The organism is Sphingobium sp. TKS (assembly GCF_001563265.1).
Classification (GTDB): domain Bacteria; phylum Pseudomonadota; class Alphaproteobacteria; order Sphingomonadales; family Sphingomonadaceae; genus Sphingobium.
This window is the reverse complement of sequence record NZ_CP005083.1, coordinates 874,056-895,768: the sequence shown is the minus strand read 5'-3', so window position 1 is coordinate 895,768 and position 21,713 is coordinate 874,056. Positions and strand designations below refer to the sequence as shown.

Below are 21,713 nucleotides of genomic sequence, written 5' to 3'. Positions count from 1 at the left end.
GGACCCTCTCCATCCCCGGACCGGCCGCCATTTTGTTTGTGACGACAGGGGGAGTGGAAAGATACGCGCTTTGGCGAAAGCCCTGCTGGCAGGGCGCGACGCTGATCGCGACCGGAGCCGCCCTGCCCCCTCCCGCGATGGACAATCACCGCATCGCCGTCCAGCGCTTCGGCAACGACGCGCCCTGGTATGAGCGGCGCATCCCCTTCTTCGAATCCGCCGACCCCGGGATCGACGCGGTCCATTATTATCGCTGGACCCTCTTCCGGGCGCACCAGCGCGACCTGGGCGAAGAAGGCTTCATCTCCACCGAGTTCCTGCGATGTCGACTGGCAACGGCATCCCTATGCCCGTCTGAACGACGCCACCGGCTTCCATCTGGCCGAGGGGCGCTGGCCCGCCGTCCGCACCGGCAAGGTCTGCCTGCTCCTGACCCAGCCAAGCGGCAAGGCGACCCGGCTTGTCGAGTTCAAGCTGTTCCCGGACTAGGCGCCGGCTTTAGGAAATTACTCAGGAAAGTGGCGGAGAGGGAGGGATTCGAATTCAAGGCTTCAAACCTTGCATTTAGCGCTTTGGACATCGGATACGCCGCGTTTGTGCCCCCAGCACTGCCCCCGAAAGAAGTGGATGCATCTGAATAATTTTGAACGAAGTTCCTTAACATGGAAGAAGCCGACCGACGGTAGCGGGCACTATCCATAAAGGCCATAATACCATGTCTCTTGAAATCGGTGGTATGCGGACTTTTGTGGAAGCGTGCGGATGGTAGCGGAGGAGGGATCTATAGAACCACCTTATCACACTGTATTAAAGAGATATTCGGAAGACTGAGCCCGGTCGCGTCCGTCAAGGTGGTGTAATTTCGGCTGTGGCCGTGGGCCATCGTCAGGCGGCTTTGGCGGTGATGTGTAGGGGCTGATTTTCCTCCTCGATCATGGGTTGGTTGAGTTCGGCCATGCCTTCGATCTGCATGTATCGGTGCTGGAGCTGCCACTCGTCGTTCTGCTCCATCAGCACAGCCCCGACGAGGCGGATGATGCTGTCTTCGTTCGGGAAGATTCCGACGACGTCGGCGCGGCGCTTGACCTCCTTGTTGAGCCGCTCGAGCGGATTGGTTGAGTGTAACTTCGTGCGGTGCTGGGTGGGGAAGCCGGTGTAGGCGAGCACGTCGGTTTCGGCCTCGTCCATGCAGGCGCCGAGCTTGGGCCAACGGGTGCGCAACTGGTCGGCGACCTGTCGCCAGACCTGCGTTGCGCTTTTCTGATCGGGCTGCAGGAAGACCTGGCGGATCGCGGCGGCGACGACAGTGTTCTGGCCCTTGGGCACATAGGACAGGGCATTGCGCATGAAGTGCACCCGGCAGCGCTGCCAGGTGGCGCCCATGACGCGGGTGATCGCGCCCTTGAGGCCCTCGTGAGCATCGGAGATGACCAGCTTCACGCCGGTAAGACCGCGCCGAACAAGGTCCTTCAGGAAGTCGGACCAGAAGACCTCCGCTTCCGAGGGGCCGATATGCAGGCCGACGATCTCGCGCCGGCCCTCGGTGTTGACGGCCATGGCGATTATTGCGGCAACGCTGATGATCCGCCCGCCTTCGCGTACCTTGAGATAGGTGGCATCGAGCCAGAGATACGGCCATTCGCCGGTGAGCGGGCGTTTCAGAAAGGCATGGACGCGCTCGTCAATGTCCTTGCAAAGCTTGGAGACGGTGGACTTGGAGATGCCGGTCATGCCCATGGCCTGGACGAGTTCATCGACCCGCCGGGTGCTGACCCCGCCGATCCACGCTTCCTGGATCACCGCAACCAGCGCTTTCTCGACCATCTTGCGGGGCTCAAGGAAGCCCGGAAAATAGGACCCAGCACGCAGCTTGGGGATTTTCAGGTTCAGCGTGCCTACCCGGGTATCCAGCGAACGGTCGCGATAGCCGTTGCGCCAGGTCGCGCGCTCGCTGCTGCGTTCGTGGCGACCCGCGCCGATCAGGCCATCAACGTCGGCCTCCATGATCAGCTGCAGCACGTTCTCGGCGATGGTGCGCAAAAAATCCGGTTGGCCGCCCTTTGCAGCCAGCTCTTCGATCAGTAATCTGTCCTCGGTCATCGGGAACTCCTCTTCGTCACGGTTGAAGTGTGCAAACTCCACCATAACGATGAACCCGGTGGCCACCAGCGACGCCGCATTCCGGGGTGGGGCATGCCCCACCCCGGAATACACCATCGCCTACACCGGAAATTACACCACGAGCGCGGACGCTAACACTGAGCCCTGAAATACCCCCACCCATACCCCCGTTTTTGGTCCTTTTGCGATGGGGTGCACCTCCCATGCGGCCAACCGGTTTGAGAGCCAAACCAAGACCAGAGATGTGCATCTGAAGCTGCGAATCCGCGAAGCTACACCCCCGTCCGCTTCCTTGTATGTGGCTACGGCGTGGAAGGATCGCAGCCCCTCATGGCCACATGTCCCGCCGCGCCTCATAGCTGATGCCATTCTCATCGGCGAAATCACGAGTGGCGTAATAGGTGCCGAACCGGTCTCGCAGAGCCTCAGCCAGTGCGTCAGGCGAAACCGGCTGTGCGAGCACCAGCAGTTCTGCCAGCCGCTCTTGCGCGTCCGGACCGAAGCGGATCTGCACGGCGAACTCGTAATCGACGTCGGCGCCGAAGTGGTAGTAGTCAGCCACAACTGCACCATCCTCAACGATGAAGGTATGGCCTTTGTTCGAGTTTGACGGCGTCCTCGTCGAGACTTCGGAACCCGGTGCCTGTGGCAACTCAAACAGCGCGGTGCCCTGCGCGTGAATAGTGTCGAAGGCGACCTCGAGCTGCGGGCTTACGCCACGAAGGCCAGATACGACATCCCTCGCCCACTCGAAATACTCAGCCTTCCGCTGCTGCGGCCAATCTGCCGGAGGGGAAGCGACGATGTCCCGAAGGTTGCTGATCTTGTCCGCAAGCTTCACCAGTTTGGCTTCGGACGATTTCGTGGCAGCTTTCTCGACCTGGAGCCGTTTGCGCTCCGCCTTGGGTTTGGACTTGTCGTCGGTCACTTCCGCGACAATCCTTGCGACCAGCGCTCCGAACCTCGTTTCGAGCTCCTCAAGAGACGTTTCCGTGTCCTCGATCGTGTCGTGAAGGAGCGCGGCGGCAATCACTTGGGGATCAGAGACGCCTGCCTCGAGGGCGAGAATGCGAGCGAGGGCGAGCGGATGGTTGATGTAGGGCGAAGCATCAACATCCTTGCGACGCTGCTGCCGGTGCCGGTCCGCGGCGAAGCTTGCCGCGTCGAGAACCAGAGCCAAAGCGTTACCGTTGGCGTGGCCCGCAAGAGACTGCCCGCCAAGGCGTTCCGAGCGATTAGTGATTTGCCATTCATGGCCGCAATCGCGGCACCTATGATCAGGCATATCTTTACCCATGACGCACCCGCCCAACACGATTTCACCGCGATCGGAACGGTCAATGAGGTCTAGGCCCGGCATGCCGTAGATGATGTTGACGCCCGACTTGGTCCGGCAGCGTGGACAAACGTAAGTGCGAATAGGCTTTTCTCCTGTTGAGTGACGAAGCGGGACATTCTGGCTGGCGCTCGATAGGCAATAGCTATGACAAAATAGGTCGCAGGAGGGCGCGCGGCATCGCGGTACCGAGGATGCGAAGGTTCGACCCGCGCGCCTCTCAAGCGTCAGCCTACAGCCTCCAAGCTGTCCTGGGACAGTTGGTGAGCCAATGCTGCGGCCTTATCGAGGCGCTCCCAGCGATGGTGCGCCGGTGAGCGCCAACGCCCGAAATGGCCGAGCACGGCAGTGTCGGAATAGATGGGACGCAGCAGGTCGAGATCGCGGATGATCCCCGCAGGTGTCAGGTCCCACGCAGCTCGAACTGCGGTCGCCAGCGCGGCATCGGGAATTGTGCCGGTTCCGTAGGTCTCGACGTTCACCGACACAGGCTCGGCGACACCGATCGCATAGGCCAGCTGAACGGTGCAACGGTTTGCCAAGCGGGCAGCCACAATATTCTTGGCGATGTGCCTTGCGACATAGGCGGCCGACCTGTCGACCTTTGTTGGATCCTTGCCGGAGAAGGCGCCCCCGCCATGGGGGCAAGCGCCGCCGTAGGTGTCGACGATGATCTTTCGTCCGGTAAGGCCCGTGTCACCCTTGGGCCCGCCTACGGTGAATGGCCCGGCCGGGTTGATGAGCGCCTTGAACTGAGGGGTCCGCAGGTGGGACGGAATGACCTGGTCAATCACTTCGGCCTGCAGCAGAGCCCTGACCGCCTCGAGCTCGCTCTCAAACTGATGCTGCCATGACAACACGACCGTCTCCACGCCGACCGGCTTGCCCTCGCGGTAACGCACAGTGACCTGAGCTTTGCCGTCAGGCCTCAACGCGCTGCCCCCCTCCCCCACAAGCTCACTGGCGCGAGCGACAAGATCCGTCGCGAGCGACCAGGCCAGCGGCATGAAGTGTTCGGTCTCAGCAACGGCATGACCAAACATGAGGCCCTGATCGCCGGCACCCGTCTCCTCTCCGCCATCGACTCCCGCCTCGATTTCCGGACTTTGACGATTGAAGCGGACCTCAATTTCACAAGTAGCTGGATCAATATCAGTGGCTTCGTGGCCGTAGCCTACCTCGCGCAGGACAGCGCGAACCAGCTCAGGTGCTCCTGCCTCAACCGCGGCAAAGTCTTCCGGTCGGGTGGTCCGGAACTCCCCAGCCACGATGATTTTGTCGTTTGCAGCGAAGGTCTCGCAAGCGACTCGGGCATTGGGATCGAGCCTCAGGAAGGCATCGAGAACGGCGTCCGAAATCTGATCGCAGAGCTTATCAGGATGCCCGGCCGATACGGCTTCAGAGGTGAACAACCCTTCAAAAACAGACATAAAAGTCTCCAGTTTTAGCCGCTTTGACGATGTCGGGGGCGGCAATCAGGAACAAATCCCCCCGGCCCTTGGGCGGGCCAAACCAATCAATGCCTGGGCCGACAGGTCAGCGCAGCAAAACCAACTCGGGCGTCCCATGGACGCCGATCCATACGATCGCGTTTTGCTGGTACTTTCGTCCAAGCAGGCAGGCCTGATCGCGCGAAAGGCCAAGAGCAAGGTAGCTCGCCTCACCAGGCCAAGCGGGGTCGTCCCCCTGCCCCACCCCTTCGAAAACCGTGGCTCCCAGGGCTTCGAGTTCACCTTTCAGCAACGCCATCGATGCCGCGTTCTCCTGTGCAGAGTTCGGGCTGCTGTAGGGATTCTCCGCGGTGATGAAGGCAGCTCCGGGAGAACTGCTCGCCTGGATCGCGGCGGCCACCACTACAGAAGGCACATCGATCCGCAGCACGATGGCCTCACCGCCCAGATCTGCGCTGTAGCGCGTTCGCCGATAGGCCTGAATAAGGGTAGGATCGAGTGATGTCTTGGACATGGAAACCCTCCAGATTGGAGGGTCGACACAGCTTCCGCTTCGTTGCCCGGATGTGGGCCACATCTGCTTTCGCAAAACCACCTTGCCCGGAACGGCAGGTTGGTGTGGGCGTCGACCCAACTCTTGATGACCACCAGATGCTAGCCTACGTTGCGCGAGAAGGCAAGCGAGAGCCGCAATCCCGAACAGATGGGCGGCTGCGGTGGCTCAATGGTCCGACAGTTGGTCGGCGACCGTTTTGCGGTCGGTCGGCATGACCCGTAACGACCATCCGAAAACTGGGCCATTTGGAGGCAACCCTTGATAGAACCAGACAACTACACGGATGACGAAGGACCAGAGCAGATCCCGAGTTTCCTGGGTCTGATTTTCGACGGGAACGCCGCTTTCGAGGCAGCACTGGCGCCCCTCAATGGGTTTGACTTCTGGACTTACGCACAACTCGCCGATGAGTTGGAGGCAGTCGGGCGGTGCGTCGTCGTCGATTTCGGGAGCGGAGCTACCGAGCTATGTTTCCAGGCCGACTCGGTCGATCAAATCGTCGGGGCCATTCCTGCCGTGGATGCGCTCTACGACTGTCCTGACCATCAGGGTCCCGCCGGCGGAGCCGGCCATGTCCTGGTGATGGCAGACGGTTTCAGCGACATCGATGTAACACGAGCTGCTTTGGGCTTGCGCGCCGCTCTAGATTCGGATCTCGCTGCCATGTCCGCTTGCCTCAAGGACAGCTAAAGGCACGGGACGAGGCGAGCGAAAATTACGATAACACCTGTTGCCGAATTTTAATCTGGATAACGTAAACTGCTGCCACTCGATGCGTTTTAAAATCCAATTGGTCAATTTAGATGTAAGCGCGACAGGCGCAGAGCGCGAAGGCAAATAAATTGATCGAAAAGTCCCGTAGTTCATCAGCGATCCGGTTTTCCGAAGGGATTGAAAGCCTCCTTGTTGATCATGTTCGCGCCCTTTTCCGAGCCGACGAAATTGCACTGCAATCGCTTTCTCAGAGATCGGAAGATGTCCGAAATAATGCTCAATTATCTGCGTCCAAGCTGCAACAACGCGCCAATTCCAGGCTCAGCAGGCTGCACGTTTTCTTGGAGCAGACGGTCAGCGAAGGTGAACAGATTGCTGCCAGCGTTCGACGACTCACCGAAGAGCGCAATGAGCTTCGGTTCCTTCTCGAACGGGGCAAGGCACATCAATGGTCTGAAGCGGAAATAGCGACGGCGAAGGCTCATGCTGACGCAGCTTTGACCGACGCTGACAAAGAGATTGAACGGCGCAAAGGTCAGATTGATGCGCTGCTGAAACGCAGTGACGAGCTTGCCCACGAGCAACAGGCCTTTGCGACACGCAAGTTCGATAGCGATGCCCTATTTTCGTCTCTTATTGCAGGGCTGGAGCCGCAACCCTACCGAGATGCGCTTGCTACGGAAATTGACGCTTGCGAAATCAAATTTCGGAAAATTTCGCAAGAGTTACAACACTCTTTGGCAGAACAGCGTGATGTGCAGTTGGCCGCGGAAGGGGAGCTCTCGCAGCTGAAGAAGGAGCTCAACGAAGCGCGTGCGCGCGCCTCGCAGTTAGCATCAGCCGAGGGACTAGGCTGGCTTGCACGCCGCCTGAATCCATGGAACTTACTTTCGCGCAGCGAAGACGAAATCGCGAGAGACCTGAAGGCATGTCAGAGCAGATTGAGCACGACCCAGGCGACGATTACGAATCTCGATCTGAAGCTTGATGAAAGCCGTCGTGCGCACGAACGGCAACTTGCATCACTGCCAAATTCCGTGCGCCAAAAACTCACAGACATTGCCTTGCATGACTCGAACGAAGCGGCGGCACATCTCTCTGACATCGAACGCATGTCTGCGGGAATCTCGACAAGTCTCACCGCGCAGCTATCCGAAATCTCCCTGCAAGAAGCGCGCTACGAGGATGAGCAACGTAAACTCATTGATGCCTACTTCGATGATCGGCTTAGGAAGGCACAGCTGAGCCTCGAAGCGATCGAGGCAAGCATTGCCACGATGAACTCCCGACATCTTCGCGCTGGGCGCAAGCAAGAGCGGCTGCAATGCTTGCTCGAAAAACGACGCGCGAAGCTAAATGATGACCTTCGTGACTGCGAGCGTCAGGAAAATGCTCAACTGGAAGGCCTCGAGAGCGAGGCGCAAAGATGGCGTGTTCGACTTCAGGATCGCGCGCCACGCGCGGGCATGGTTTATGACCCCACCACTTCATCGTTCCGGGAAAAAGAAGCTCTGGGGAACCCAACGCCGATGGGCCACATGGCCTATCGACGAGCGAGCGACGAACCGCTGACGCTTGCCTCGTTGCCAGTCCTTCTGCAGCGCCGCTCGCAGACCGGCTACGTGAACAGGGACGATGAAAGATTGGCATCAGTCCTTGCTTCATCTTTCGAAGCCGATGAGCCGGCCGAAGAAGATCGGGCGAACTTCATTGATGATTTTTGTGATAAATTTTTTGGCGATGAGGGAGAAGAGCGGGCGTTCTTTGTGTCCGTCGTCTCGGAAGAGAAGCGCGGCACACTCGCACTTTTCCGGCCTGCGAAGGTTCTTCCCCAACTGAAAAGCGCGTTACCGGACGCAATGTCGATCTGCGTCTTGTGCCGCCTCGCATACGACGAGGAAAGAACCCCGGGCAATACCACCATCTATTTCCTAGACGCCGCTCTTGTTCCCGACAGCGAGCCGCGCCCGTTTGAGCGGGTCATTACATTGATCCGGCATACGTCCAGGAACAGGCTTCCGGCAGCCGCGCACCCTCTGGAAGATCTTCTGGGCCAAGCCGCATCTCCGGCGCCAGTCTTGCTGACTGAGCTCGAAGGTCGCCTTCGTGACTGGCGCGGCTACCTTGACTGGGCCGATGAACAGATCCTTCGAAGGGCTCCCTCGGCGATTCTTGGTCCGGGAGAATGGAAGGGACGCATCTGGGAAGGATACCTCTTCTGCGAGACTAAGCAGGTTGCACGGATGCTCACATCCGGGCCGAAGTTTGCTGGCTCACAGCCGCGTATGGAACTTTTCCAATGGGGCGCTCAAGAACAGTTGGGTAGCACCGCAAGCAGTTTTCGATGCGACAGTGTCGAAGTCGTCGAAGAAAACCCAACGATCGATATCTCAAGGCACTGTCCTTGGCCTAATGGCGCAGCCAGATCTGTTCGCATTGTGCTTGGGGTCAGAGATGCGGCAGCTCTAGCGGAACTCCCTGACGATGCATCTTTCGGATTGCGCAATATGTCGGAAGCGGCCGGCGCTCGCACACAGATTGCACGATACCGAGATGCGCTGAGACAGCTTCAATTCCTCGCGCCTGGAGGCAAGCATAGGAGCCGGCTGACCGCCGCACCCTACTTGATGGCGTCGATTTTTAATGTTTCGCAAGTGTCGAGGCCGATGGCAAAATCAGGCCGACTTCTCAATGCGGGAATTGCCACCCTGTACCGCCTTAACGAAGATCAGGCTCGTGCGGTGGAAGTCATGCTTGCGGCTCCCGAAATTGCCTACATTCAGGGACCGCCCGGAACCGGAAAAACGACGATGATTGCGGCGGCCTGCGCGCATTTCGTTAGATCTGGACAACGGGTCCTTATTGCCTCGCAGACGAACCTCGCGGTTGAGAATGCACTTGAGCGATTAATCGAAGATCCTGAGGCTCGCCCTCTTTGGCTAAGCAGGGTTGAGGGTGACAAGAAAAAGTCTTCAGCGATCGGCGACTGGTATCGTTTGGCCGCAGATCACGTGGAAGCTGCAGTCCGCGATCCTTTCCATGGACTGGCGGACGACGTTGAGCATTGGCAGATTTGGCTGGAACGCGCCCGGAAGCTCGAGCGTGATCGAGCGGCCATTGGATCAGACCTCCAGCGCCGCGAGCGCGATTTGAGCGCAGCACAAGAGCGGCTCACTGAACTTCTTCACCGCGAGGGGTGCGAGTTGGAGAGCGATGCGCGCATAAAATGGTGGGCTATGGCGCATGATGCCTTGGCCCATGCCTCAGACTGGGATCCATCGCTGTTTTTGCCTGCTCTCGCTGCGGATGCAGCCGATCTCCTCAAGTTATTGGCTAAATTTGATGGAAAAGCGGTGCGCCTTGATGTTTCACCAGGGGCTCTAAATCGCCAAGTGCAAGAGAGGGTTCGCGCACTCCAGCCTCAATTGAATTCGGAAGATAATCACCGCGAGACAGCAATGTTGCAGGTGAGGACTGCGGTCCTTGCCGACTGGCCGGATTTGCCATCGTCACGTCAACCAGACCGAAAGGGGCAAGAGGAGAATTCTTTAACTGTCGCGCAAGCCGAGAGCCAACTCCGGCGGGCACAACAGTCGCTGGACGATGCGCAAGGCCGTGCGAATGCGGTTGGAGAAAAAGTTGGAAAACTGCTGTCGGAGATCGAAGGGTTTCTCAACCAGAATCAAGTTCCAAGTGAACTCTCCGCAGCGATTGGCGCTGTTCAAAATCATGCCGACTTGCAGGAGGCTCGCCTTAACGACTTTGATCCGCTCAAAGCGTGGTTGCCGCTGCTCGATCAATGGGTACTCGACGCCAAAAATCAGGCAGAAAATCCGTCTGCTACCGACCGAATGGGGGAGCGATATATCCGCAACGCCAACGTCATCGGTATCACCTGCAATTCCGACTTCAGTGTCCTCTCGGATGCCGGGTTCTCGCGCTTCGACGTGGTGATCATCGACGAGGTGAGCAAGGCGACCCCTCTTGAGCTGCTGCGGCCAATGCTGTTGGCGCCCAAGACCATCCTTGTGGGAGATCATCGCCAGCTTCCTCCAACATTCGATTTCGCGACAAGCGGGCAATCAGACAGATTGCGGACCGAAGATGAGGATCCTGAAGCGCTTGAGCGCGAAGTCGAACTGCTTCGCAAGTACGAGCGGTTGACCACCGCTTCGCTGTTCCGTGACGGCTTCGCCGAAATCGATGCGAAGTCCAGGGCCGCGCTGCATACCCAATACCGCATGCACCCGCAGATCATGGCGCTGGTCAACCGTTTCTACGACGGCCGGTTGGAATCCGGATTGGTCGACCCGGATGGTTCAGACGAAACTGCCGAGTGGTCCTGGCGAACGCACGGCCTCACCCTACACTCGCGGACCGGGGGGCACTATCTGTCCCCGCACCAACATGCGCTCTGGGTTGATAGTTCTGAGGATGATGCGGGCAAGCCAGCCTTTGAAGACAGTGAAAACGGCGGCATCGGCAACCAACTTGAGGCGCGGCTGGTTGCCCAACTAGTCGCGGACATTGTCGATGGCTGCGCGAGGGAGCAGCGCAAGAAGACTATCGCAGTAGCGACCTTCTACAATCGTCAGAAGCGCCTGATCCAGGCAAGCCTTCGGGAAAAGCTCGGCTCCCGATTCAATGAGCAACGGATCGATGTCGAGACTGTGGACCGGTTGCAGGGCAAGGAAGCAGATATCGTCATCGTCAGCATGGTCCGTAACCGATCTCCACAAAAGGGGCGCTTGGGGCGCAATTCGAACCCGGCGAAATTCGAGAGAATCAATGTCGCATTTTCCCGTGCGCGCGACCTTTTGGTCGTAATCGGTGCGCGAAAGACGTTTGAGAGCTTCGAGGTTGCGATCGAGCCTGTCGATGGCGGCCCGCCGCGGCGGACCCGCGTTTACGGCCAGATCATCGACGATATCAGGGATGCAGGCGGGCTCTGGCGAGCGCAAGACATCCTCGGGCCACGGGCGCGCCGATCAGGGGATCGCCCCGCATGAGGCTTGGATCACTTTCTGTTTGGTTTCCGGTCCTGCACCTTCAGGCGGAGGCATCGTACCGTCTCCTTCCGGAATTAACGCCACTCCATAGGGCTTTGGAAGCTGCTGTGCTGGAGTTTCATCGCAGCGGAAACGCGCTGGCATCTGTGCCCATTCCTGAGCTTTTTCGCCTGCTCTACGGGGTGTCTGGTGCCCGAGAAATCTTGCCCGACGTGCTGGAGGACTTGATCGAACGTGGCCGGGTTCATCAGATTGGAGAAGTTGGGATCGATCCATCCTCGCTGCGGATCATTGACCTCGCCCCAGGACGAAGTGCGGGGGATAAAGCGCGTCAAAGCGGGTCACCGATGATCGACCTCCATGCGGCCCAGGCCCGCAAAATAGAGCGATTCTTTGATCCGGTTCTAGATGAGATCGTCGACGTCGCCACTCTAGCACCCGACGAGAACGAGGTGCGCGACTTCTGCGTACCGGCCGAACCCTTCCTGGCCCATTTGCCCACGCATTGGGTCGAGCGCGAACTCCGAAGCGAATTGCGCGACGATGTGCAGCTTTACTCCGCTGTCCCGAAACTGCTTGGTCATGGCTGGCGGCGTGTGACGGCGGGGCTTGTCGTCCAAGACGGCGAACTATCTGTCGAATGTGAAGATCCCCGGCAGACCGACTATCTACGTGGGCTCAGCCAGCGAGTTCGAGGCTCCTGGCTTCTGCCGAGCACTCCCAGCGCAACTGTCGATTGGTCGTCGCTGGGAGGCACGGGCCTTTCGATTGACCTTAACGTACCGGACAATCTGAGCGGTCTAGTTTTGACACGCGGCATTCCCGCCCAGGCGCTTGCCAGCCTCGCCTTGCCGCCATCAGTTGTTCATGTCGTTCTCGATGCGGCAGAGCAAGCCTTTGAACCGTCATTTCTTGAAGGCACTTCGGCGCAGCGAGCTCGACAGGTCGCGTACCCGCGCAGTGATAATTCAGGCCTTTCGGGAATTTTTTATACCAATGGAGGGCAAGAATACTTGCGCCTCCCGGTCACATGGAATGGTCTGCACGCAGATATCGGTGTTTACCGGCCCGCACCCGGTTTCGCACGGGATGGGTCGGCCTGGAGCGATGTGGTCGAGGCGCTTGAAACCGAATGCCAGTACTCGGACTCTCCGGAGATCGCCATCCTGCCAGCGTTCTGGCTCGATCCGGCAGAATTCTGGCGCAGATTGGATGAAAGGCCAGCTAGCCCGTTGGATGGGAAGCAATGGACGATAGGGATCGTCAACGCTCTGAAGAGCCTTCCTCCTTCGATTCTTGCGACCTTGCGAGACAGGCTACCCAGCGATGAGCGATTGGTCCGTCTCCGCGCGGCTTATCCTGGATTTGCAGAACTTTTCCCTTCCTCACAGGCCATGATGTCCGGGCCTGCAGCAGGCAGCAAAGATATTGCGCCTGTCCCGCAGTCGTGCACGAGGGTAATCGCCTTTGATACATCGTCCTTCATTCAGAATGGTGAACTCGTTGCAAGCCTCCAGCCGACAGATTTCCTGGTGAACCCGCAGGTCGTAGCTGCCGAGGTCGAGCGGAAAAAGACTGATAGCGCAGCGTTTCGTATCGCCAGCCGCAGCAATCTACGCGCCATTGATGAATTGCCGCGAGAGCGCTGGACAGCTCCATTTTCTGATCGCAGCTTGCTCGCCCCGGGAGACAATCGGAATAATGACGGGGCGATTATTGCTGCCCTGATCCCATACCGACAGCGAGGCTATGAGGTCGTTCTCGTGAGCGAAGACCACGACTTCCTGCTGCGCTGTAAACCTTATGGCATCCACTGGATGAACGCGAAGAGCTTTCTCAGCGCATCCAAGAGCATCAAAACAGGTGTAAACCAATGAGCTATGTCGCGGATCGACGCTGGGCGATCGAGGCTCGTCAACGCAGGCAAATGTATCTCAATCGGGTCAGGAGCACGACAGAGGCCTTCGCTGCAAAAAACAGGGAGCGCCTTGATGCTCTGAGGGCGCAGGAATTGGATATCTACGTTGCAGGCGACTATGCCGCTTGCCGCGACGTGCTCGCTCAGGTCGAACGCTTGCTTGTACAAGACCCAGAGGCGGCGCGAGAAGAGAACAAGCGCCTCTCAGCCATGATGCGGTCAATTGGCTCGCGGGCACGTGAAAATCGTCGTACGGCGCAGGTAGCCGAGAGAGATGCTACCGAAGCGGCATTGCAAGCGGAACGTGACGCCGCACGGGACCGAATGGCGTTCGAACGCGATGCTCGCGCAGAGGCAATGGTTCGCGAGCAGGCTGTACGCGAAGACTTGCTCGCCATGATCCACCAAGCACGTCTGTCATTGGCCGGACCGGTTGAGCGGGATCTCGGCCAGTCAGACCTGATGGCATTGCGCCAAGAAATCGAGCGGAGTGAGATTAATCTGCAAGAGCTGGATCAAATCCAGAGTAACCTCAAGGTCCGCCTCGAGGCGGTGACGGCGAGCGCCAGAACGAAAGCCGAAGCACTGCAGCTTTCTGAACAACGCGAAGAGGCGCAGCGCGATATGGAAGCAGTCTTGGAAGACGCACTGGCCGTGTTCTCACAACTGCACGACGATGTGGCATTGGCTGAGATCCGGCAATTGCAGTCTCGGGTCATTGGCGGTCAGATGGACATGCAAAGTCTGGATGACCACCTTTCGGCGATACGCCAGGCGGCTGACGATCGCGCCCTACAGGAAGCTGCTCGAAGGCATGTAGTCAGCGGACTACTACGCGAGTTGCGCAGTGCAGGCTTCGTTATTGCCGAGCCAAAGCTCGAAGGCGGAGAAGCTGGCGCCGTGGTGATCAAGGCACAGCGTCCCTCGGGTGCGCAGGCGGCATTTCGAGTGAAGCTGGATGAGATGAGCTACAAATTTGACCACTATCAGGGGCAGGCCTGCCTCGAGGACGCAGATAAGGTTTTGCCCAAGTTGCAGGATATTTACGGCATTGAACTCGGAGAGGAGAGCATCTCCTGGCAAAACCCAGACATGATCGGAAAATCGGAAAAGCGTTTGCCCGATAGCGCGGGGGGGCGCAGCAAATGAGCACGGTGCACCGTCCGGTTTGGTTGCGCAGTCTCGAAACCCACGCAGGGCTGGTCCCATGCATCGTGGTCCACGGCGAAGTCCATGATCTGCGTAGAAATCCATGGACGATGGAATATCAGCGTGTGCCGCTGCTCGTCGCCGAAACTCTCAGGGAAGGTCCGTTTGAAACGGTCATCGAGTGGGATCTCGTGACGGGGGTGAGCGGGCGCGATGCGGCCAGATGGGAGGATCTTGCGAGCGCCGTAGGACCGGCTGAAACGCAAGGCTCTGCCTATGCGATTGCCCCAGACGAGCATTTCGACAGCGGACCCAAATCGACCCGCGTAACCATCGACGACTTCGTTGCGGTTATGCTGACAGCGATGGTTGATGGCACAGATCGGCCAACAGCGTTCGTCGTCAATCTGGCAAATTTTGCCTTCTTTTCTGGTCAGCAGCCATCTCAGGCAGAACGCGATATCCTGGCCCGGCTTGCCAAGGCGATCATCGGACGGGCTGATACGGAAGCGAGGGGGACAGCCAATCTTCTGATTCTGGTTTCGCCGAACGCACAGGCACTTCCGCTCTCAATGTTACCGGGCCCTGCCCATGTCCGCGAGGTTGTTGTTCCTCTGCCTGATCGAGAAGAGCGACTGATGCTACTTGGAGATCGGCTCCATGGATGGAAATTGAAGAATCAGCCCAAGCCTGGGCAGGTAGCCTACGAGGATCTCGTCGATGCACTCGACGGGATGTCGTTTCAGGACCTCCTCAATATTGAAGAATTGTCCCGTAAATCCGCGGCAACCGAAGAGTTGACCTCAGAGCAACTGCTAAGTCTGTATCGCCATGGCATTCAAACAAGTGCGTGGGAGGCTCTTAGCCGCGACAAGCTCCTCGCGATGCCGGAAATGCTCGCGGAGCGGGTCAAGGGTCAATCTCACGCCATCGATAAGGTCACTGCGGCTACGATACGAGCCTTTACCGGGCTGGCAGGACTTCAACATTCCAAACGGCAGCGCATGCCCAAGGGAACCCTCTTTTTTGTAGGGCCGACCGGTGTTGGCAAGACGGAATTGGCCAAGGCTCTCGCTGAATTTCTGTTCGGAGATGAGGAAGCCTTCATTCGCTTCGATATGTCCGAGTTCAATCACGAGCACAGCGATCAGCGGCTGATTGGCGCACCACCGGGCTACGTCGGCTACGAGGAAGGCGGACAGCTCACCAATGCGATCCGCAAGCGACCGTTTTGCGTGCTTCTCTTCGATGAGATTGAGAAAGCCCACGTACGGATACTCGATAAGTTCCTGCAGATTCTCGAGGACGGCCGTCTCACGGATGGCCGCGGACAAACGGTCAGTTTTTCCGAGGCAATCATCATTTTCACTTCGAATATTGGCGCGGCCGAGATCGACCCAGCGGCCAGTGACGAGGAAACCCGAGCCGCTTTCAAACGCAGGGTGCGAGACCATTTTGTACGCGAGATGGGACGACCAGAGCTGCTGAACCGGATCGGCGACAATATCGTCGCATTCAATTTCGTGCGCGATAAGGGCTTCTTGGTCGAGATTTTGCGCAGCAAGATCGGCCCTCTCAGAGCACAACTGCAGGACAAGTACGGCATCCGAACGGTTCGGATCGCGAATGAACGCGCGTTTTTGGAAAGTGTAGCTGGCGAAATCGATGCAACAATGGGCGGGCGCGGCGCAATAACAGCTTTGACGAAATGGTTGATCGACCCGGTGTCGCATTTCTTGTTCACTGAGGTCGCAGATCGAAGCGTCTGCATCGGCAAGGCTCTTGTCATAGCTCAAGACCTAGACGGATCGGTCCGCGTATCCCTCGAGGTGGTATGACCTGCTTCCTCAACGTTGCGAAGCGGATCCCGTGCACATCGGTCGAAGGGCCGGGCTCGCGCTACGCGCTTTGGGTGCAGGGTTGCGACATCGACTGTCCCGGATGCTGCAACCAAGAGCTGCTACCCTTTGTGCGCCGGCAAGTGATTTCATCGACCGAGATCATCGCCGAGATTGAGCTGGCACGCGAAATCCATGCGATTGAAGGTGTCACCTTCCTAGGCGGCGAGCCAGCGTACCAAGCGAAGGCACTCGCCGAGATAGCCCAATTCTGCAAATTGCAGGACCTGTCGGTAATGCTGTTCACGGGATTCCGATTGGATCAGCTTCGTCGACGAGCCCTCCCAGGAGTTGAGCAATTGCTGGCTCACGCAGACGTTGTCGTCGACGGGCCATTCGTTGCCGGCAAACTCGATACGCAGCGAAACTGGGTGGGATCTGAAAACCAGCGATTTCACTATCTGTCTCAGCGATATGACCCATCAATTGAAACATCGGACCGGGATCGGCCAGCGGTAGAGGTCCGCATTGCGCTGGGTGGTGAACTCGAGATCAACGGCTTTCCGCTCATAAGCTGATGGGCTGGCCTTCCTCGATGACAGGGATCGCTTGAGGAACTTTGTCGCAAGGCGTGAGGAAGAACTTGCGGAGATCAGGACCTCCGGGTTTCCGAGTCCGTGGCCTGGACCAGAAAGCAGCTTGCTTCTGCGGATCGCAGATTGAGTGCAGTCGGTTTGGACGAACTGCCTCGGGAGCAAAACGTGCTTTGTAGCAATGATGATCGCGGATTTCACCCGAACTCATACTGGTGAACTGTGCTGCGATTCGATCATTGAGATCGATCAGTGCCGGCTCGGCGGCGCGGTTGTCGGGAAAGCCAGATTGCGAGCAAGACCCTCTATTTCCTCGCGCCATGCCAGCTTTTCCAACCATGACGGCCGAATGGACGAGGATCCATAAAGGGCTCCAGCTAACTGGCCTGTGATAGCAGCTGTGGTGTCGGCATCGTCACCCAAGTTTGCCGCCAAAAGTGTGGACCGGCGTGCAAAAGGGACCCCGTTAGCGGGGTGATCGGCGTCTAAAAGGGACCCCTCATTCTGATGGTGTAGCAGGCTGCCTGGTTTTCCAGGTGGTGAGATCGGGATGGTTAGCGTCCGCGCTCGTGGTGTAATTTCCGGTGTAGGCGATGGTGTATTCCGGGGTGGGGCATGCCCCACCCCGGAATGCGGCGTCGCTGGTGGCCACCGGGTTCATCGTTATGGTGGAGTTTGCACACTTCAACCGTGACGAAGAGGAGTTCCCGATGACCGAGGACAGATTACTGATCGAAGAGCTGGCTGCAAAGGGCGGCCAACCGGATTTTTTGCGCACCATCGCCGAGAACGTGCTGCAGCTGATCATGGAGGCCGACGTTGATGGCCTGATCGGCGCGGGTCGCCACGAACGCAGCAGCGAGCGCGCGACCTGGCGCAACGGCTATCGCGACCGTTCGCTGGATACCCGGGTAGGCACGCTGAACCTGAAAATCCCCAAGCTGCGTGCTGGGTCCTATTTTCCGGGCTTCCTTGAGCCCCGCAAGATGGTCGAGAAAGCGCTGGTTGCGGTGATCCAGGAAGCGTGGATCGGCGGGGTCAGCACCCGGCGGGTCGATGAACTCGTCCAGGCCATGGGCATGACCGGCATCTCCAAGTCCACCGTCTCCAAGCTTTGCAAGGACATTGACGAGCGCGTCCATGCCTTTCTGAAACGCCCGCTCACCGGCGAATGGCCGTATCTCTGGCTCGATGCCACCTATCTCAAGGTACGCGAAGGCGGGCGGATCATCAGCGTTGCCGCAATAATCGCCATGGCCGTCAACACCGAGGGCCGGCGCGAGATCGTCGGCCTGCATATCGGCCCCTCGGAAGCGGAGGTCTTCTGGTCCGACTTCCTGAAGGACCTTGTTCGGCGCGGTCTTACCGGCGTGAAGCTGGTCATCTCCGATGCTCACGAGGGCCTCAAGGGCGCGATCACCCGCGTCATGGGCGCCACCTGGCAGCGCTGCCGGGTGCACTTCATGCGCAATGCCCTGTCCTATGTGCCCAAGGGCCAGAACACTGTCGTCGCCGCCGCGATCCGCCAGGTCTTCCTGCAGCCCGATCAGAAAAGCGCAACGCAGGTCTGGCGACAGGTCGCCGACCAGTTGCGCACCCGTTGGCCCAAGCTCGGCGCCTGCATGGACGAGGCCGAAACCGACGTGCTCGCCTACACCGGCTTCCCCACCCAGCACCGCACGAAGTTACACTCAACCAATCCGCTCGAGCGGCTCAACAAGGAGGTCAAGCGCCGCGCCGACGTCGTCGGAATCTTCCCGAACGAAGACAGCATCATCCGCCTCGTCGGGGCTGTGCTGATGGAGCAGAACGACGAGTGGCAGCTCCAGCACCGATACATGCAGATCGAAGGCATGGCCGAACTCAACCAACCCATGATCGAGGAGGAAAATCAGCCCCTACACATCACCGCCAAAGCCGCCTGACGATGGCCCACGGCCACAGCCGAAATTACACCACCTTGACGGACGCGACCTCGGGATGTTGGTGGTGGAGACGGTTGTTCGGATACGGCGGGAGCACGCGAGCGGGAAGGCGATCAAGGCGATTGCGCGCGATCTGCGGCTGTCGCGCAAGGTGGTTCGCAAGGCGATCCGGGCGCCGGAAGGCGCGTTCGATTATCGCCGCACGGTTCAACCCCTGCCCCGGCTTGGGCCGTTCCAGGAGCGGCTCGACGTGCTGCTGACGGAGAACGAGGCCCGGCACCGGCGTGACCGGCTGCGCATGACGCGGATCCATGACCTGCTTTGCCGTGAGGGGTTCGAGGGATCCTACGACGCGGTCCGGCGCTACGCCCGGCGCTGGACACAAGCGCGGCGCAAGGATGCGGGTGATGGGGCGCCCGCGTTCATCCCGCTCATGTTCAAGCCAGGCGAGGCCTACCAGTTCGACTGGAGCCACGAGGATGTGGAGATCGCGGGCAAGCCGATGCGGGTGAAGGTGGCGCAGATGCGGTTGTGCGCGTCGCGCGCGGTCTACGTCAGGGCCTATCCGCGCGAGACGCAGGAGATGGTGTTCGACGCCCATGCGCGCGGCTTTGCCTTCTTCGGCGGCGTTCCCCTGCGCGGCATCTACGATAACATGAAGACCGCGGTCACCACCGTGTTCGTCGGCAAGGAGCGGGTGTTCAACCGCCGCTTTCTGGTCATGTCCGATCATTACATGGTCGAGCCCACGGCCTGCTCGCCGGCTGCGGGATGGGAGAAGGGTCAGGTTGAACACCAGGTGCAGACCATCCGGGGCCGCTTCTTCCAGCCTCGCCTGCGCTTTGCCAGCATCGAGGAGCTCAACGGGTGGCTGGAAGCTGAGTGCCTGCGCTGGGCCGCAACGCACGCCCATCCCGAGCAGAAGGAGCTGACCGTCGCCGAGGCGCTGGAGCTCGAGCGGCCAGCCCTGCAGCCGATGCTGGCGCCCTTCGACGGCTTCCACGAGACCACCCATGCCGTGACCGGCACGTGCCTGATCAGCTTCGACCGCAACCGCTACTCGGTCATGGCCAAGGCGGCGCGGCGGGCCGTTCAGGTCCGCGCCTATGCCGACCGCATCGTCGTGCGCCTAGGCGACGAGGTAATCGCCGAGCATGCCCGGCACTTCGGCCGCGACCGGACGATCTATAATCCCTGGCATTACCTGCCAGTGCTGGCGCACAAGCCTGGGGCCTTGCGGAACGGCGCACCCTTCCAGGGGTGGGACCTGCCACCGGCACTGACGCGGTTGCGGCGCAAGCTGGGCGGCGGTGATGACGCCGACCGCCGCTTCGTGCGCGTGCTGGCATCGGTAATGACCGATGGCCTGGAAGCGGTCGAGGCCGCGATCCGGGAGGCGCTTGATAGCGGTGCCGTCAGCGACGAGGTGATCCTCAACATCCTGGCCCGATACCGGGACCCGCCATCCGAGCGCCCCCTGGATGTGGTCGCCGATCTCAAGCTCAGCCACCCGCCGATCGCGGACTGCGCGCGCTACGATACGGTGCGAGGCCTCCATGCAGCGGCATGAGATGATCGAGGCGATGCGCTCACTCGGCCTCAAGGGCATGGCAGGAGCCTTCGACGAGGCGGTCACCACCGGGTTGCAGCGCAAGCGCACGACCCACGAGATCCTGACCGACCTGCTGCGCGCCGAAGCCGCGCATCGTCATGCCGCCTCGATCCGCTACCGCATGACCGCAGCCAAGCTGCCGGTAATCAAGGACCTCGACGCCTTCGCGTTCGAGGGCACCCCGATCAACGAAGAGCTGGTGCGCTCCCTGCACGCAGGTTCGTTCCTACCCGGTCGCCGCAACATCGTGCTCATCGGCGGCACAGGGACCGGCAAGACCCATCTGGCCACTGCGATCACCGCCAGCGTCGTGCGTGCCGGGGCCCGCGGGCGCTACTTCAACACGGTCGATCTCGTCACCAGGCTCGAGGAAGAAGCCCGCATCGGCAAGGCCGGCGCCATCGCCGCGCAGCTCAGCCGGCTTGATCTCGTGGTGCTCGATGAACTGGGCTATCTGCCGTTCGCCCGATCCGGCGGGCAGCTCTTGTTCCACCTGATCAGCAAGCTCTACGAGCAGACCTCGGTCATCATCACCACCAACCTCGCCTTCGGCGAGTGGCCCACCGTGTTCGGCGATCCCAAGATGACCACCGCGCTGCTCGACCGCATCACCCACCATTGCGATATCGTCGAGACAGGCAACGACAGCTGGCGCTTCAAAAACCGCAGCTGACCCAGCCAGAAAACCGCCTTCGCGCTGCTGACGCCTCCGGTCGGGCTACGCCCTCCCTACGCCGCCAGCAGCGCGAAAACCGCGCCCAGCATCAACCACCCAACATCTCAGCAAGGGGGTCCCTTTTGCGCGCCGATAGGGGGTCCCGATTGAACGCCGATTGACAAGCTTCCTCAATTAGCGGAACGAGCTGCAACAGAATCTCATTGAACGCCTTGTAGTTTTCCCAGGAGCACTGCTGCCGCGTCGCAAACTCTAAGTTCATGGCCGCAAAAGCGCGATCAAAACCCGTTGGCTGAATGGGCATGAAGCGGTTCATGTCCTTCAGGAAGTAGAGATAGGCTATCAGCGGGTATTTGCGCCCGGTGAGTTCGGCCAGCTCCTCGAAGACCGCGCCTTCTGCACGATCTCCCAGATAGAGTTCGTAGAAAAGTGTATCGAGCGCTTCCTTCAAACCGCGGTTAGTCCGGGCTTCGAGAAGGACGCGATGATCTCGATTGGCATGCCCAAATCGGTTTTGCCAAAAGACAAGGTTGTTGACCAAATTTGCCTTGTTGTCCTGTATCTCGATACTGTCGATGGCATGCTGAACGATCGCACCAGACCCGATGGTCTCGCGCGACCAGGCATCGAGGGATAGCTTTCCAAGGGCAGCGTTACGCAAAGTTGGCTTATAGCCTTCCCAGGCAGCGATTTTCCCTTCCGCGAAATCGATGAAGGGATGCCCCTTGCTCTCCGCAGTGATCAGCTGCTGGAACCGGTCAAAGTGTAACTGAAAATCAGAGGCGCTTATCATGGTGACGGCTTCCCAAACAACC

Annotated in this window: 16 protein-coding genes and 1 riboswitch; of the genes, 10 read left to right on the top strand and 6 right to left on the bottom strand. The window is 59.4% G+C overall.

What is annotated here, in order from left to right; all coding sequences use genetic code 11:
- The first annotated feature begins 189 nt into the window (after positions 1 to 189).
- Positions 190 to 489, top strand: coding sequence for a hypothetical protein (locus tag K426_RS32425; protein WP_066554289.1), 300 nt, complete (start codon positions 190 to 192; stop codon positions 487 to 489).
- A gap of 396 nt (positions 490 to 885) precedes the next feature.
- Here the strand turns inward: K426_RS32425 and K426_RS04500 are convergent, their stop codons facing one another.
- The 4 genes from K426_RS04500 to K426_RS04485 all read right to left on the bottom strand — a co-directional run bounded on the left by K426_RS04500 (position 886) and on the right by K426_RS04485 (position 5,422).
- Positions 886 to 2,100 carry an IS256-like element ISSpma2 family transposase gene (locus K426_RS04500; protein ID WP_006954973.1) on the bottom strand — a complete coding sequence of 405 codons (1,215 nt, stop codon included), beginning with the start codon at positions 2,098 to 2,100 and terminating at the stop codon, positions 886 to 888.
- A gap of 349 nt (positions 2,101 to 2,449) precedes the next feature.
- Positions 2,450 to 3,418 carry an HD domain-containing protein gene (locus K426_RS30170; RefSeq protein WP_197672761.1) on the bottom strand — a complete coding sequence of 323 codons (969 nt, stop codon included), beginning with the start codon at positions 3,416 to 3,418 and terminating at the stop codon, positions 2,450 to 2,452.
- A gap of 266 nt (positions 3,419 to 3,684) precedes the next feature.
- Entirely contained in the window at positions 3,685 to 4,887 is a 1,203-nt protein-coding gene (gene metK / locus K426_RS04490; protein WP_066554286.1) for a methionine adenosyltransferase, read from the bottom strand.
- A gap of 106 nt (positions 4,888 to 4,993) precedes the next feature.
- Positions 4,994 to 5,422: a DUF3293 domain-containing protein gene (locus K426_RS04485; protein ID WP_066554284.1), complete on the bottom strand. Its 429-nt coding sequence runs from the start codon at positions 5,420 to 5,422 to the stop codon at positions 4,994 to 4,996.
- 28 nt (positions 5,423 to 5,450) lie between these two features.
- Positions 5,451 to 5,557, bottom strand: a riboswitch (SAM-I-IV-variant riboswitch).
- Between the two features lie 165 nt (positions 5,558 to 5,722).
- On the opposite strand from K426_RS04485, the gene K426_RS04480 reads away from it, so the two are divergent.
- From K426_RS04480 to K426_RS04455, 6 genes are all read left to right on the top strand, one after another.
- Complete coding sequence (locus K426_RS04480; RefSeq protein ID WP_066554281.1) at positions 5,723 to 6,154, top strand: hypothetical protein; 432 nt, start codon at positions 5,723 to 5,725, stop codon at positions 6,152 to 6,154.
- Between the two features lie 152 nt (positions 6,155 to 6,306).
- Entirely contained in the window at positions 6,307 to 11,187 is a 4,881-nt protein-coding gene (locus K426_RS04475) for an AAA domain-containing protein (RefSeq protein WP_145907184.1), read from the top strand.
- Positions 11,188 to 11,294: 107 nt separating this feature from the next.
- Positions 11,295 to 13,064, top strand: coding sequence for a PIN domain-containing protein (locus K426_RS04470; protein WP_158511724.1), 1,770 nt, complete (start codon positions 11,295 to 11,297; stop codon positions 13,062 to 13,064).
- Positions 13,061 to 14,254: a hypothetical protein gene (locus K426_RS04465; RefSeq protein WP_066554273.1), complete on the top strand. Its 1,194-nt coding sequence runs from the start codon at positions 13,061 to 13,063 to the stop codon at positions 14,252 to 14,254. Before K426_RS04470 ends, K426_RS04465 begins: the two co-directional genes overlap by 4 nt.
- Positions 14,251 to 16,092 (top strand): AAA family ATPase, encoded by a 1,842-nt coding sequence (locus tag K426_RS04460; protein WP_082748417.1) that lies wholly within the window; start codon positions 14,251 to 14,253, stop codon positions 16,090 to 16,092. Before K426_RS04465 ends, K426_RS04460 begins: the two co-directional genes overlap by 4 nt.
- On the top strand, positions 16,089 to 16,670 hold the full coding sequence (locus K426_RS04455) for a 4Fe-4S single cluster domain-containing protein (RefSeq protein ID WP_066554269.1): 582 nt from the start codon (positions 16,089 to 16,091) through the stop codon (positions 16,668 to 16,670). The genes K426_RS04460 and K426_RS04455 overlap by 4 nt, the downstream gene beginning before the upstream one ends.
- A gap of 264 nt (positions 16,671 to 16,934) precedes the next feature.
- Here K426_RS04455 and K426_RS32420 read toward each other — a convergent pair whose 3' ends face one another.
- Positions 16,935 to 17,309, bottom strand: a complete 375-nt coding sequence (locus K426_RS32420; protein ID WP_237229946.1) for an ADP-ribosylglycohydrolase family protein — start codon at positions 17,307 to 17,309, stop codon at positions 16,935 to 16,937.
- A gap of 86 nt (positions 17,310 to 17,395) precedes the next feature.
- Here K426_RS32420 and K426_RS04450 point away from each other — a divergent pair, with 86 nt between their 5' ends.
- From K426_RS04450 to istB, 3 genes are read left to right on the top strand one after another with little or no spacing between them, the layout of a single operon-like run.
- Positions 17,396 to 18,610: an IS256-like element ISSpma2 family transposase gene (locus K426_RS04450; RefSeq protein WP_006954973.1), complete on the top strand. Its 1,215-nt coding sequence runs from the start codon at positions 17,396 to 17,398 to the stop codon at positions 18,608 to 18,610.
- Positions 18,611 to 18,665: 55 nt separating this feature from the next.
- Entirely contained in the window at positions 18,666 to 20,180 is a 1,515-nt protein-coding gene (gene istA, locus K426_RS04445; protein WP_066554198.1) for an IS21 family transposase, read from the top strand.
- Positions 20,167 to 20,895, top strand: coding sequence for an IS21-like element helper ATPase IstB (gene istB / locus K426_RS04440; protein WP_066110604.1), 729 nt, complete (start codon positions 20,167 to 20,169; stop codon positions 20,893 to 20,895). Before istA ends, istB begins: the two co-directional genes overlap by 14 nt.
- 91 nt (positions 20,896 to 20,986) lie before the next feature.
- On the opposite strand, the gene K426_RS04435 is transcribed toward istB, so the two are convergent.
- Positions 20,987 to 21,691: a hypothetical protein gene (locus K426_RS04435; RefSeq protein WP_145907182.1), complete on the bottom strand. Its 705-nt coding sequence runs from the start codon at positions 21,689 to 21,691 to the stop codon at positions 20,987 to 20,989.
- Positions 21,692 to 21,713 lie beyond the last annotated feature (22 nt).

Excerpts from the sequence above, each read along its gene's own strand:
- K426_RS32425 (WP_066554289.1), top strand. The coding sequence starts at position 190 with ATGAGCGGCGCATCCCCTTCTTCGAATCCGCCGACCCCGGGATCGACG.
- K426_RS04500 (WP_006954973.1), bottom strand. The coding sequence starts at position 2,100 with ATGACCGAGGACAGATTACTGATCGAAGAGCTGGCTGCAAAGGGCGGC.
- K426_RS30170 (WP_197672761.1), bottom strand. The coding sequence starts at position 3,418 with ATGGGTAAAGATATGCCTGATCATAGGTGCCGCGATTGCGGCCATGAA.
- metK (WP_066554286.1), bottom strand. The coding sequence starts at position 4,887 with ATGTCTGTTTTTGAAGGGTTGTTCACCTCTGAAGCCGTATCGGCCGGG.
- K426_RS04485 (WP_066554284.1), bottom strand. The coding sequence starts at position 5,422 with ATGTCCAAGACATCACTCGATCCTACCCTTATTCAGGCCTATCGGCGA.
- K426_RS04465 (WP_066554273.1), top strand. The coding sequence starts at position 13,061 with ATGAGCTATGTCGCGGATCGACGCTGGGCGATCGAGGCTCGTCAACGC.
- K426_RS04460 (WP_082748417.1), top strand. The coding sequence starts at position 14,251 with ATGAGCACGGTGCACCGTCCGGTTTGGTTGCGCAGTCTCGAAACCCAC.
- K426_RS04455 (WP_066554269.1), top strand. The coding sequence starts at position 16,089 with ATGACCTGCTTCCTCAACGTTGCGAAGCGGATCCCGTGCACATCGGTC.
- K426_RS04450 (WP_006954973.1), top strand. The coding sequence starts at position 17,396 with ATGACCGAGGACAGATTACTGATCGAAGAGCTGGCTGCAAAGGGCGGC.
- istA (WP_066554198.1), top strand. The coding sequence starts at position 18,666 with ATGTTGGTGGTGGAGACGGTTGTTCGGATACGGCGGGAGCACGCGAGC.
- istB (WP_066110604.1), top strand. The coding sequence starts at position 20,167 with ATGCAGCGGCATGAGATGATCGAGGCGATGCGCTCACTCGGCCTCAAG.
- K426_RS04435 (WP_145907182.1), bottom strand. The coding sequence starts at position 21,691 with ATGATAAGCGCCTCTGATTTTCAGTTACACTTTGACCGGTTCCAGCAG.